The organism is Billgrantia tianxiuensis (assembly GCF_009834345.1).
Classification (GTDB): Bacteria; Pseudomonadota; Gammaproteobacteria; order Pseudomonadales; family Halomonadaceae; genus Halomonas; species Halomonas tianxiuensis.
In genome coordinates, this window is sequence record NZ_CP035042.1 from 2,803,533 (window position 1) to 2,817,922 (window position 14,390).

5 protein-coding genes are annotated in these 14,390 nt (G+C 60.1%); all 5 read right to left on the reverse strand.

Going from position 1 to position 14,390, the window contains the following annotated elements; genetic code table 11:
- Positions 1 to 26: 26 nt before the first annotated feature.
- Positions 27 to 356 carry a tryptophan synthase subunit beta like protein gene (locus EKK97_RS13070; protein ID WP_159552445.1) on the reverse strand — a complete coding sequence of 110 codons (330 nt, stop codon included), beginning with the start codon at positions 354 to 356 and terminating at the stop codon, positions 27 to 29.
- 89 nt (positions 357 to 445) lie between these two features.
- Positions 446 to 5,104, reverse strand: a complete 4,659-nt coding sequence (locus EKK97_RS25450; RefSeq protein ID WP_159552447.1) for a DUF5801 repeats-in-toxin domain-containing protein — start codon at positions 5,102 to 5,104, stop codon at positions 446 to 448.
- Positions 5,105 to 5,523: 419 nt separating this feature from the next.
- Positions 5,524 to 6,003, reverse strand: a complete 480-nt coding sequence (locus EKK97_RS13080; RefSeq protein ID WP_159552449.1) for a hypothetical protein — start codon at positions 6,001 to 6,003, stop codon at positions 5,524 to 5,526.
- 60 nt (positions 6,004 to 6,063) lie between these two features.
- On the reverse strand, positions 6,064 to 7,557 hold the full coding sequence (locus EKK97_RS25455) for a type I secretion C-terminal target domain-containing protein (protein WP_159552451.1): 1,494 nt from the start codon (positions 7,555 to 7,557) through the stop codon (positions 6,064 to 6,066).
- A gap of 116 nt (positions 7,558 to 7,673) precedes the next feature.
- Positions 7,674 to 14,213, reverse strand: coding sequence for a retention module-containing protein (locus EKK97_RS13090; protein ID WP_159552453.1), 6,540 nt, complete (start codon positions 14,211 to 14,213; stop codon positions 7,674 to 7,676).
- Between the last annotated feature and the right edge of the window lie 177 nt (positions 14,214 to 14,390).

The following is a 14,390-nucleotide window of genomic DNA, read 5'->3' on the forward strand; positions in this document are numbered from 1 at the left end:
TCTGCCAATCGTTTCGTGGAGAGGTATCAGATGATGTCGTCATCGGTATCCGACATCAGACCTACGCTATTCCTGCGTTCACGCAACGACTGACGTTCCAGCAGCTTCTGCTGGGCGGGCTCGGGCAGGTCGGTGAAGCTGATCACGCCCTTGTCCATCAATACGTTGATTACGTCTTCGAGCACCCGTACGAAGGCCAGGTCGGATTTCGATAGCGCCAGGCTGTCGGCATCCTTTTCTCCTGACAGAAAGCTCTGCAGTTCGGGCGCACCGGGCGACACGAATTCGCGGCACTCTTCCGTCGCTTCTCGGCTGACCTGTACGACCTGCCCCGACTCGTTACGCTTGATGTACATGGCTCTGCCCTTCGGATGTCCTTACGTAGAGTAACAAACGCCCTGCCAGGTGTCTCCAGGCAGGGCGACGGGTATCGCTCAACGCGATGTTACTGGTCGATGTGCAGCTGTCCGCTATCCAGCATGCCTTGGAGGAAATCCGCGGAGCTGGCCCCATCCATGCTGTAATTCTCCAGCACGATCACCTGCGTGGCGTTGCTGCCATCTACCCCTACATTGCCTTCGTGATTGATGTACAGCACGGTATCGGTCCCCTCTTGGGCAGCGAAGATGAAATCGCCGATGGCGCCAGCGCTCTCGTCCTGCAGTAGATCGGCCAAATCCAACACGTTGTCGCCCAGGTCGAAGTCCTTCACCGTATCGACGGCCGGTGCGTTCACCTGGCCCTGGTCGCCCAGGTTCCATTGGAACACATCATCGCCTTCACCGCCGATCAGGGTGTCGTTGCCTGCGCCACCAATGAGGATGTCGTTACCCTCGGTACCATGTATCACGTCATCACTATCGGAGCCGGAGATTTCATAAGTGCCGCTGTCAGTCGTCTTGACGAAGACCGAGAAGTCGGCAGTGGCTGTGTCGCCATCGGCGTCCGACCCTGTCAGCACGAAATCAAGCTGATAGTCATCAGGGAAGATCTGGGTGATGTAGCTGGTGGAAATGCCGTCGATCTTGAAGCTGTTGTTGCCCGCCGGTGCCAGCTCCATGTAATCGACATTAAGCATAGGGTCGATATGGAAGACAAACTCTCCATTGCCAGTCAGCAAGGTAGCAAAGTACTGGTGAGCAACGCCATCCACGTCGTAGACGGTAAGTATCGCCTTGTCTCCCGCACTAGAGCCCGAGGCTCCAGAGACGCTAAACGTGAACGACGAAACACCTATCGCCCCTTGGCTACCCACAGGAAGCACATCGAACTTGAGCTTCTCATTCTGATTGCCCTGGACCACGTTGGACTTCACGCCCAGGTCGGTCGCGGACATGCTCACATCTTCGAGTTTACCGTTCCTATAGGCCGTTACCGCCAAGGCAAACTTGCCGTCGAAAACATCCGCCGTGAAGAGATAAGCATCCTTGCCGCCTTCCTTGTAGAAGTTGCTCTTGTCGAAGGCGCTCAGCAGGCTATCGATGGTCGTCTCTACCACAGGCGCGGGCGATACCAGTTCGAAGGTGTAGGTACCATCCATATTCAACGTGAGATGGAAGAACTCGAAAGTGCCCGATTTCGCGGTGTAGGTAATCGAAGTCGATGAGGTATCGGTAACGACCAGTTCGTAGCCTTCGGGCATACCGATCCAGATGAGTGCTCCCTCACCGAAGCTGTCAAGGAAGCCTTGTGCGTCCGCTCCAACATCGAACTCGTAGGTGCCCTCATACGTGCCCGCCACGTTAGCAATGGCGAGGTTGAGGCTGGAAAGACTGGGACCGTCATCCGCGAAGACGATGTTGTCACCCAGATCCAGCGCCACGCTGTGGCTGGCGGTATCACCATCGGCATCGACAACGGTGGCCGTACCGGTCAGTACCACCAGGCCATTGGCCAGCGAGACGGTGTCGCTGGCGTAATCGCCGTTGTCCGCGCTGTCATGATCGATGGCAGCGTGCTGGGTCAAGGTGACGTTGGCATCGCCATCCACGGAGATGGTAAACACCGTATTGCCGGACGCAATATCAATGGCCTGCGTAGCTGTCGAACCAACGATGCTGCCCTCATGGAGGTAGAGGTAGATCGGCTGACCACCACTGCTCAAGCCCGAATCCATCCCGTTTACCACTCCCTCGGCAAGTGCCAATGAGTAATCCCAGCTAATGCTTCCCTCACCATCGGCACCATGACTGAAGGTGGCGATGACGAAAGCGGCGGCGAAGCTAGCGGAATCGCGGCCGATTTCACTGACGGTATCGGCATCCTTCGTCATCAGACCGATGCTCTCATCACCCAGCTCCAGGGTGATATTGGGCACGTCGTCGAGGATGGTGATGCTGCCGCCGAGGTCGGCGCTGAGCGTGTCGCTGGCGGTGTCGCCATCGGCGTCGGTCACGGTGACCGTGGCGCTCACGCTCACCAGGCCGGCCGGCAGGGAGAGGCTGTCAGCGCCCTGGGCCGGGTGATCCACCGGGCCGGACTGGGTCACGGTGACCTCGCCCGTGGTGGCGTCGATCGCGATACGCAGCACTTCGCTGCCGTTGGCGGTACCGATGACGACGCCATCGACCAGGGTGAAGACGATCGGCACGTTGCCGCTGGTGAGGCCATGCTCGACGTTGCCCAGGCTCAGGGCGTAGCCGTCGATGACGGTGCTGCCCTCGCCGTCGGCGCCGTAGCTGGCGTTGACGGCGGCGATAAAGGCCGCGGCCACGCTGCCGGTGGCCACCGAGCCATTCTCCTCAACGCTCTGCTGATCGTAGGTGGTGAGTTCGAGGTCGCCGAGGTCGACCTCGCCCAGCTCGACACCAGGTACGTCGTCGACGATGGTGATGCTGCCGCCGAGGTCGGCGCTGAGCGTGTCGCTGGCGGTGTCGCCATCGGCGTCGGTCACGGTGACCGTGGCGCTCACGCTCACCAGGCCGGCCGGCAGGGAGAGGCTGTCAGCGCCCTGGGCCGGGTGATCCACCGGGCCGGACTGGGTCACGGTGACCTCGCCCGTGGTGGCGTCGATCGCGATACGCAGCACTTCGCTGCCGTTGGCAGTACCGATGACGACACCATCGACCAGGGTGAAGACGATCGGCACGTTGCCGCTGGTGAGGCCGTGCTCGACGTTGCCCAGGCTCAGGGCGTAGCCGTCGATGAGCGTGCTGCCCTCGCCGTCGGCGCCGTAGCCGGCATTGACGGCGGCGGTAAAGGCCGCGGCCACGCTGCCGCCCGCGGTGGAGGTACCGCCGCTGGCAGTCTCGTGGTCGAAGGTGGTGAGTTCGAGGTCGCCGAGGTCGACCTCGCCCAGCTCGACGCCGGGCACGTCGTCGACGATGGTGATGCTGCCGCCGAGGTCGGCAGTGAGCGTGTCGCTGGCGGTGTCGCCATCGGCGTCGGTCACGGTGACCGTGGCGCTCACGCTCACCAGGCCGGCCGGCAGGGAGAGGCTGTCAGCGCCCTGGGCCGGGTGATCCACCGGGCCGGACTGGGTCACGGTGACCTCGCCCGTGGTGGCGTCGATCGCGATACGCAGCACTTCGCTGCCGTTGGCGGTACCGATGACGACGCCATCGACCAGGGTGAAGACGATCGGCACGTTGCCGCTGGTGAGGCCATGCTCGACGTTGCCCAGGCTCAGGGCGTAGCCGTCGATGACGGTGCTGCCCTCGCCGTCGGCGCCGTAGCTGGCGTTGACGGCGGCGGTAAAGGCCGCGGCCACGCTGCCGCCCGCGGTGGAGGTACCGCCGCTGGCAGTCTCGTGGTCAAAGGTGGTGAGTTCGAGGTCGCCGAGGTCGACCTCGCCCAGCTCGACGCCGGGCACGTCGTCGACGATGGTGATGCTGCCGCCGAGGTCGGCAGTGAGCGTGTCGCTGGCGGTGTCGCCATCGGCGTCGGTCACGGTGACCGTGGCGCTCACGCTCACCAGGCCGGCCGGCAGGGAGAGGCTGTCAGCGCCCTGGGCCGGGTGATCCACCGGGCCGGACTGGGTCACGGTGACCTCGCCCGTGGTGGCGTCGATCGCGATACGCAGCACTTCGCTGCCGTTGGCGGTACCGATGACGACGCCATCGACCAGGGTGAAGACGATCGGCACGTTGCCGCTGGTGAGGCCGTGCTCGACGTTGCCCAGGCTCAGGGCGTAGCCGTCGATGACCGTGCTGCCCTCGCCGTCGGCGCCGTAGCTGGCGTTGACGGCGGCGATAAAGGCCGCGGCCACGCTGCCGCCCGCAGTGGAGAGGCCGCCGTTGGAGGTTTCGTGGTCGAAGGTGGTGAGCTCGAGGCCGCTCAGATTGACGCTACCCAGCTCCAGGCTGGGCTGATCGTCCATGATGGTGAGTTGCAGTGTGCCCGTTGCACTACCGCTGCTGCTGGTCACGGTATAAACGAGGCCAAGAAGGGCCTCGTCCATGCCCTCGCCATGCAGCAGGTTGTTCACTTGAGTGACGGTGAACGCGCCTGTTGCTGGGTCGAGTTCAACGGTGAAGATCGTGATGCCACGCGTTTCGGATATCGCGTGTAGAGTATTGGTGCCAGCATTCCATATGAACGTGAGCGTCTCACCGCCCACCTGTTGGGTTACACCGTCCATCGCGGCAAAGGTCACGCTGCCGCCACTGCCGGAGCCGAAGGAGACAGGCAAGAGACCACTGGCTACTGAACCGGAACCGCTCAGTGTTTCGATGTCGAAAAGCGTCGCTTCGAAGCTGCCGGCGCTTGGTGGAATGACGACAGGCTCTTGCGGCTCCTCCACCTCTTCCGCTTCCGCCAGCACAAAAGCGCCGCCCTGCTCCTCCGGCGGGCCACCGAGAGCATTCATGCCAAAGCTGAACGCCAAGGGATTCACATCCTCGACGATGCGGGCCAGGCGTACGAAGCTATGGCCGCCATCGGCTGCACCACCAGGCCCGGCGCCCGCAGCCGTGGCATCAAGCACGTCGAGAAGATCGACGGTGTCGTCATCCAACGCAGCGAGCAGGGCTTCGAGGTCCTCATCCAGGGCAGCAAATTCGCTCGCCTCGACCGGCTGCTCGACATCCAGCTCCGGACTCATGACTACCTGCTCACCACCCGGGATCAGCGTGGGATCGAGGTTGTCGCCAAAGTCGAGCTGCACACCCCTCCATTGGATGTCACTACGGTTTCTCCTTCCTGCAGCGTGTCTCCGACACGCAGTTCACGCAGGTTGCCTGAGGCATCACGCGCCCAGGCCTGACCGGAGATGGACAGAACGGTTGCAATAGTCATGAGGGTAATACCCCGCAAAGTGGAATTTTTTACGAGGCTCGCCACGGCCAAACGGTCCGTGCCTGGAGGGGCGTGCTTAATGCTAAGTATGATTCAAGGCCTACGGCGCGATATTGGACCGTAGTACAGGGTAAGAAAAAATTGAGGCCGCCCTTTCTTCCCTGAACTTATTAGCAGAGAAAGAAAAACGCCCAGCGAAGCCGGGCGTTAGTGGTGCTGCCTAGAAGAAACTCATTCGATGTTGAGACTCGATTTCAGCGCCTCGAGGTCGGCTGCGAATTATATTTCTCATCTCGCTGCCGCTTGCCGCGCCTTCTTTTCTTCATCCAAAGTTCTCAGGTAGCCTTCGTACCTTTCATGGTGCGTTAGTTTACGCACTTCTTTCCCGACTTGACTGGCCCAAGCTTGCCCTCCAATCAACAGGGCGGACTGGGTAATGAGATCCACGTACGACGAGCGAAGGATGAAGGCGATATTCAGCTGCAGCTCCCCTCCTTCACGCTCCATATCGGTAGCTATCAACCAATTGGATATAGAATTCATCATTATCGAATTAAGGTGATCAAAATTTTTTCGATAAAATTCGTTCCTCGGCAAACGAACTAACGCATCGAAAAAACATTGATTGACAGCCTCATCCTCCAGCGACTTATCCTTGTCGATCAAATCATCCCACACATGTGAAATGTTAATTACCATATGGAGAAATTCGGCAGCCGAAGCATTGCCCTTCACCCATTTTGAAACCTGATCCTCTTTTAAGTACATTGGCAACTCCATAGCAAAATGGGGCGCCCGTCAAGGCACCCCTAATACATCACGAGTTATTTATTGATCAATATTGATATATCCTTCATTTAGCATGTTCTCGAGAAGGCTATCGTTATATGCCACCCCTTTCAGAATGATATTCTGGTCGACAAGATCGGCATCATAACCATTCTCGAAACCTCCTGTCGTGCTGATATGAATGATGGTACCACCTTCTCCATCATCTTCCATCCGAAGATAGGAGCTGATATCACTGTCACTATCACGTCCTTGTAACAGATCGGACAGGTCGATGACGTCTCCGTCATTAGTGTCGAAGTCCATGATGGTGTCAGTGAATACGTCACCAGCTTCACCCTGGTCTCCCAGCTTCCATACAAAGGTATCTGCACCAAGACCACCAAAGAGAGTATCGTTACCTTCACCACCTCTCAGGGTATCATTACCCGCCCCACCTACAAGAACGTCGTCCCCTCCGCCTCCGTAGAGATCGTTCTGCCCAGGCGTTGCAGATATTTGCGGTTGCGCCAGTTGCTCCCAGTTTTCTCTCACATAATCGATAACCTGTTCCTCGGACGGCATATTACCGCTATTTCCGAACTCAACACTCCAACGCAGGTATTCTATCAAACCGATATAACCCATGCCATCGTGCTCACCAGCTACAAAGTGCTCCCCATTTCCGTTCGTCCAGGAAAGATGATCGGAATTGACGGTATCTCCAAAGATAATGTCGTCTCCACCGCCTCCTTTAAGGGTATTGCTGCCTAGATCGGCAAAATCTTTATCTACCGATCCACCCTGGAGTGCTGCCTGCAATTCCTCGGCTGTATGCACGATATTAGGCACCCCGGCAGGAGCAGTCACCGAGCTGTTATCACCATACATACCGCCGTCATTGAACGTCTCTGTCCTCTCTCCAATAACATCGGTGTTATCGAAGAAACGAAGATAGTTCTCAGTTATATCCCCCCCCATACCGATTGCATGCACGGAGCTGATATTTCCAAGCTCGGCAAAGGCCTGAATAGAAGCATACAAAGTGTCATAATCCGTCGAATTTCCCGCCCCCCCGACATTAGGATTACCCCACTTGTCGGTTCCTCCCGGATAATATTGAGTCGGGTTTCCATCCGTCAGGAAATAGCTCAAATCTTTGAAGCCATCCTGTGGCGATGCACCACTACCGTGCTGGGCATTGAACCAATCCACCGCCTGTTCGAACGCTGCCTGATAGTTAGTACCGCCATTGGCTGACAGGGCCTCGATCGCTGCAATCAAGTCACCAACATTGTCTGACGTAAGGTTCGAGATATTGGCTGTAGTATTGGCATGGGTGGAGAACTCCACCAATTGAACATTGACGATGCCATCGTGCTCCTTAAGTTGTTCGGCTAGATTCAGCAATGCCTGCTTGGTCAGATCCATCCGATTCAGGCCTGACGTGCCCGACGGGTCACGCATGCTTCCCGACACATCCACCATGATCGAGATATTATAGTTCTGTCCCGGCTGAATAATGGTTTGTCCGCCACCTACATCGCCAATCAATACGTCGCTGCCATCGCCGCTCTCGAAGGTATTGTCGACATTGCCACCGACATAGAGCGTATCTGCAACAGGCGCAGAAATCTCAAGTGAGCTGTCAACGGTATCTCCATCTCCATCTATCCCTGAACGGGAAGGCCCAGTTCAATATCTGTCGCCGTACCACCTTGGAAGTAGGTAAAGTCACCAAGATTGAAGTTGCTACCTTCCCCTCCCACCACTTCGATCGCTTGGAAGGGTGAGCTGGTGCTCAGCTCATAAGCATAGCCACTCTTGATCCCGGAAATTTGAATACCGTTGCCATTCTGAGTGATCGTCAGGCTGGAGGTGACATCAGCACCATTTTCATCGTAGATGCGAATATCTTCCACCGTAAGCGGCAGATAATCTCCATTGCCTTCAATACCTCCATTGGCAGGGATACCGGTCGCTGATACCGAAGACAGTGCTTTTATTGTCAGCGTTGCCGTATTACCACCACCACCACGCACACTGACTTCTTGGGCGAACCGCGTAACATTCAAACTTTCGTCCCAGCTGGCTCCACCACTGCCGAGACTCAACCCAGCGACAAAATCGAAGCGGGCCACCTCCCCTTTGCTTATGCTACTTCCGTTAGATATTCCGATACCGTTTCCAGTGCTGGTATTGACGGTTTCACCTGCACGGGTAGAGACTAGCACATCATTATTGTCTATATCGTCACCAAGGTTCAGTCCGTAAACACTACTATTACCACCCGACACCCCACTTGTTGCAGTAGCACTAAACTCTGTTCCGTTAAGAACCTTACCGTAGGTAGTAATGGTGTACGTGTCACTACCGGAGTCAAGCACAATCTTGAAGCCAAGCTCACCACCAGCTGTTTTGGCAAGCAACACAGACTGGTCGTTATCATCATAGCTGTAATAGAGCGGCTCGCCATCGAGGAATAGTTGCAGCCCATTGATATCCGTAGCGGGCGTACCAGCCTCCACTGTAAACACTACATTACCGACCCCATCGGCACCTGCCTTGGTTTCGAAACCGATAGAACCTACAAACCCATCTTCTAGGCTGCCGGTTTCCGGAGTGAAATCACTAGGCACGTCATCCACGATGGTAATGTCGATTTCCGATGAGGACACTTGCTCCCTCTGATCAGCAACCGAGAGTTCGAGCCCGTCCTTATCGAACTCATTTCGGCCACCACCTTCTATGTGCTCAACAGGTGCCGTCAATTCAAACTCATACATCACGACGCCGGAATTAACATCACCCTGATATCCGGTAATACGGATGACATTTCCTCCCGGCGTTGCAATTTCAATGGCTGCAGTTCCATCCAGTCCAATTAATTCTTCAATCGTTATCTCTTGACCCGCCACTGTAATATAAGCGATGCCAGCCACGGCATTGATACCAAAAGTGCCAGTTTTGATGAGTTCACCAGGGTTCGGATTCGAGCCATTCTGGAGGTGTTGCTCATCCACGACGATATCGGCCCCACCAGAGTTCAGGCCAGTAATTTCGGGTGCGGCCACGCCATAGTCGCGCTCGCTGTCGGCGCTGTAGGGGTTGCCCGCCTCGTCGCTGCCGCTGACGTTGGCCTCGACGTTGTCGTGCTGGGCCAGCAACTCGCCCGGAACGTCGATGGCGTAGGTCAGGTCTTCTCCCACCAGGCCGGTGAATTCCTGGCCGCCCACGGTCAGGGTAACGGTGTCGCCCTCGCGGGCGTCGCCGCCCACGCTGCCGGTGATGGTGACCGGCCCCTGGGCCTCCTCGCCGTTGATCACATCGTCGCCGGCAATGGTGTCGATGGTGATCGAGGCTTCGGCGCTGAGGTTGACACCGTAGTCGCGCTCGCTGTCGGCGCTGTAGGGGTTGCCCGCCTCGTCACTGCCGCTGACGTTGGCCTCGACGTTGTCGTGCTGGGCCAGCAGCTCGCCCGGGACGTCGATGGCGTAGGTCAGGTCGCTGGTCACGGTGCCAGTGAATTCCTGGCCACCTACAGTGAGGGTAACGGTATCGCCCTCGCGGGCGTCACCGCCCACGCTGCCGGTGATGGTAATGAGCTGAGTGGCCTCCTCGCCGTTGATCACGTCGTCACCGGCGATCACGTCGATGGTGATCGAGGCTTCGGCGCTGAGGTTGACGCCGTAGTCGCGCTCGCTGTCGGCGCTGTAGGGGTTGCCCGCCTCGTCGCTGCCGCTGACGTTGGCCTCGACGTTGTCGTGCTGGGCCAGCAGCTCGCCCGGGACGTCGATGGCGTAGGTCAGGTCGCTGGTCACGGTGCCAGTGAATTCCTGGCCGCCCACGGTCAGGGTAACGGTATCGCCCTCGCGGGCGTCGCCGCCCACGCTGCCGGTGATGGTAATGAGCTGAGTGGCTTCCTCGCCGTTGATCACATCGTCACCGGCGATCACGTCGATGGTGATCGAGGCTTCGGCGCTGAGGTTGACACCGTAGTCGCGCTCGCTGTCGGCGCTGTAGGGGTTGCCCGCCTCGTCACTGCCGCTGACGTTGGCCTCGACGTTGTCGTGCTGGGCCAGCAGCTCGCCCGGGACGTCGATGGCGTAGGTCAGGTCGCTGGTCACGGTGCCAGTGAATTCCTGGCCGCCCACGGTCAGGGTAACGGTGTCGCCCTCGCGGGCGTCGCCGCCCACGCTGCCGGTGATGGTGACCGGCCCCTGGGCCTCCTCGCCGTTGATCACATCGTCGCCGGCAATGGTATCGATGGTGATCGAGGCTTCGGCGCTGAGGTTGACACCGTAGTCGCGCTCGCTGTCGGCGCTGTAGGGGTTGCCGGCCTCGTCGCTGCCGCTGACATTGGCCTCGACGTTGTCGTGCTGAGCCAGCAGCTCGCCCGGAACGTCGATGGCGTAGGTCAGGTCTTCTCCCACCAGGCCAGTGAATTCCTGGCCGCCCACGGTCAGGGTAACGGTATCGCCCTCGCGAGCGTCGCCACCCACGCTGCCGGTGATGGTAATGAGCTGAGTGGCCTCCTCGCCGTTGATCACATCGTCGCCGGCGATCACGTCGATGGTGATGGTAGCACTGGCTTCCAGGTTGACGCCGTAGTCGCGGTCGCTGTCGGCGCTGTAGGGGTTGCCGGCCTCGTCGCTGCCGCTGACGTTGGCCTCGACGTTGTCGTGCTGGGCCAGCAACTCGCCCGGAACGTCGATGGCGTAAACCAGCTCACCCTGATCATTGGTCTCCACCGCACCAGTGAATTCCTGGCCGCCCACGGTCAGGGTAACGGTGTCGCCCTCGCGGGCGTCGCCGCCCACGCTGCCGGTGATGGTGACGGGCCCCTGGGCCTCCTCGCCGTTGATCACATCGTCGCCGGCGATCACGTCGATGGTGATGGAGGCTTCGGCGCTGAGGTTGACGCCGTAGTCGCGCTCGCTGTCGGCGCTGTAGGGGTTGCCCGCCTCGTCGCTGCCGCTGACGTTGGCCTCGACGTTGTCGTGCTGGGCCAGCAGCTCGCCCGGGACGTCGATGGCGTAGGTCAGGTCTTCTCCCACCAGGCCAGTGAATTCCTGGCCGCCCACGGTCAGGGTAACGGTGTCGCCCTCGCGGGCGTCGCCGCCCACGCTGCCGGTGATGGTGACGGGCCCCTGGGCCTCCTCGCCGTTGATCACGTCGTCACCGGCAATGGTGTCGATGGTGATCGAGGCTTCGGCGCTGAGGTTGACGCCGTAGTCGCGCTCGCTGTCGGCGCTGTAGGGGTTGCCCGCCTCGTCACTGCCGCTGACGTTGGCCTCGACGTTGTCGTGCTGGGCCAGCAGCTCGCCCGGGACGTCGATGGCGTAGGTCAGGTCGCTGGTCACGGTGCCGGTGAATTCCTGGCCACCCACGGTCAGGGTAACGGTATCGCCCTCGCGGGCGTCACCGCCCACGCTGCCGGTGATGGTGATGAGCTGAGTGGCTTCCTCGCCGTTGATCACGTCGTCACCGGCGATCACGTCGATGGTGATCGAGGCTTCGGCGCTGAGGTTGACGCCGTAGTCGCGCTCGCTGTCGGCGCTGTAGGGGTTGCCCGCCTCGTCACTGCCGCTGACATTGGCCTCGACGTTGTCGTGCTGAGCCAGCAGCTCGCCCGGAACGTCGATGGCGTAGGTCAGGTCTTCTCCCACCAGGCCAGTGAATTCCTGGCCGCCCACGGTCAGGGTAACGGTATCGCCCTCGCGGGCGTCGCCGCCCACGCTGCCGGTGATGGTAATGAGCTGAGTGGCTTCCTCGCCGTTGATCACATCGTCGCCGGCGATCACGTCGATGGTGATGGAGGCTTCGGCGCTGAGGTTGACACCGTAGTCGCGCTCGCTGTCGGCGCTGTAGGGGTTGCCCGCCTCGTCGCTGCCGCTGACGTTGGCCTCGACGTTGTCGTGCTGGGCCAGCAGCTCGCCCGGGACGTCGATGGCGTAGGTCAGATCGCTGGTCACGGTGCCGGTGAATTCCTGGCCGCCCACGGTCAGGGTAACGGTGTCGCCCTCGCGGGCGTCGCCGCCCACGCTGCCGGTGATGGTGACGGGCCCCTGGGCCTCCTCGCCGTTGATCACGTCGTCACCGGCAATGGTGTCGATGGTGATCAAGGCTTCGGCGCTGAGGTTGACGCCGTAGTCGCGCTCGCTGTCGGCGCTGTAGGGGTTGCCGGCCTCGTCGCTGCCGCTGACGTTGGCCTCGACGTTGTCGTGCTGGGCCAGCAGCTCGCCCGGAACGTCGATGGCGTAAACCAGCTCACCCTGATCATTGGTCTCCACCGCACCAGTGAATTCCTGGCCGCCCACGGTCAGGGTAACGGTATCGCCCTCGCGAGCGTCGCCGCCCACGCTGCCGGTGATGGTAATGAGCTGAGTGGCCTCCTCGCCGTTGATCACATCGTCGCCGGCGATCACGTCGATGGTGATGGTAGCACTGGCTTCCAGGTTGACACCGTAGTCGCGGTCGCTGTCGGCGCTGTAGGGGTTGCCCGCCTCGTCGCTGCCGCTGACATTGGCCTCGACGTTGTCGTGCTGGGCCAGCAGCTCGCCCGGAACGTCGATGGCGTAAACCAGCTCACCCTGATCATTGGTCTCCACCGCACCAGTGAATTCCTGGCCACCTACGGTCAGGGTAACGGTGTCGCCCTCGCGGGCGTCGCCGCCCACGCTGCCGGTGATGGTGACGGGCCCCTGGGCCTCCTCGCCGTTGATCACATCGTCGCCGGCGATCACGTCGATGGTGATGGTAGCACTGGCTTCCAGGTTGACACCGTAGTCGCGCTCGCTGTCGGCGCTGTAGGGGTTGCCGGCCTCGTCGCTGCCGCTGACGTTGGCCTCGACGTTGTCGTGCTGGGCCAGCAGCTCGCCCGGAACGTCGATGGCGTAAACCAGCTCACCCTGATCATTGGTCTCCACCGCACCAGTGAATTCCTGGCCACCTACGGTCAGGGTAACGGTATCGCCCTCGCGAGCGTCGCCGCCCACGCTGCCGGTGATGGTGACGGGCCCCCGGGCCTCCTCGCCGTTGATCACATCGTCGCCGGCGATCACGTCGATGGTGATCGAGGCTTCGGCGCTGAGGTTGACGCCGTAGTCGCGGTCGCTGTCGGCGCTGTAGGGGTTGCCCGCCTCGTCACTGCCGCTGACGTTGGCCTCGACGTTGTCGTGCTGAGCCAGCAGCTCGCCCGGAACGTCGATGGCGTAGGTCAGATCGCTGGTCACGGTGCCGGTGAATTCCTGGCCACCTACGGTCAGGGTAACGGTATCGCCCTCGCGGGCGTCACCGCCCACGCTGCCGGTGATGGTGACGGGCCCCTGGGCCTCCTCGCCGTTGATCACATCGTCGCCGGCAATGGTGTCGATGGTGATCGTCGCTTCGGCAAACGTATCCTTGACCGCGTCGTCTTCGGCCGTCCGTGTTTCTCCGATCTGGTCCACGACACGGGCCTCAACGGAGATGGGACCATCCACCAATTCACTGAGATCGACTTCGGTCTGGTAATTGCCCTCGGCATCCACCGTTGCCGTCGTCGTCACCGTATTGCCTGCCTGATCGGTAATGACGAGAGTGACGATGCTGCCCGCGGGGACATTGGTCGTCGTACCGACCAGAAAGACTTGTGTCACATTCTGGCTATTGAAGTCTTGAATGGAGACCGTAATGGTGCCGGGCGGAAGCGGCTCGATCTCAGCTGGCGCCTCTGCTTCTTCTTCTCCTGCCAGAAAGGCGCCTCCCTCGATTTCGGGCAGCTCGCTGGCCAGCCCCAGGCCATATTCGAACGCCAGCGGGTTGACGTCTTCGGCGATGCGCGCCAGCCGCACGAAGCCATGGCCACCATCGGCGGCACCGCCAGGGCCAGCACCCGCTGCAGTCGCATCAAGTATGTCGAGAAGATCGATGCTGTCGTCGTCCAATGCGGCCAACAGCGCCTCGATGTCCTGATCGAGAGCGGCGAACTCAGAGGCATCGGTGGGTTCGTCGCCATCGATCTCCGATGTCATGACCACTTGCTCATCACCTTCGACGAGCGTCGGGTTCAGTCCATCACCGAAGTCGAGCTGAGCGCTACCGGTATCGGAAGTGATCAGCGTCTCGCCTTCCAGAAGGGTATCGCCTACACGAAGTTCGCGCAGGTTGCCCTCGGCGTCGCGCGCCCAGGCTTGACCGGTAATGGAAATAACCGTGGCAATGGCCATGACTCGACTCCCTGTTTCGTCTGTATTGTTTAGTAGTGCACCCCAAGGGCAATCCCTTGCAGTACAGTCAAGGGAAATTATGTTACGTAGCGTTACTTTCCTATTGGACTGAAGGACAAGGCTGACTTAGGCCGACGGAAGCGAAAAAGGAGCGAAGAAGAGGCCTGCCATGAGGGC

Coding starts and splice junctions, on each gene's coding strand:
- EKK97_RS13070 (WP_159552445.1), bottom strand. CDS start 356: ATGTACATCAAGCGTAACGAGTCGGGGCAGGTCGTACAGGTCAGCCGA.
- EKK97_RS13080 (WP_159552449.1), bottom strand. CDS start 6,003: ATGTACTTAAAAGAGGATCAGGTTTCAAAATGGGTGAAGGGCAATGCT.
- EKK97_RS13090 (WP_159552453.1), bottom strand. CDS start 14,213: ATGGCCATTGCCACGGTTATTTCCATTACCGGTCAAGCCTGGGCGCGC.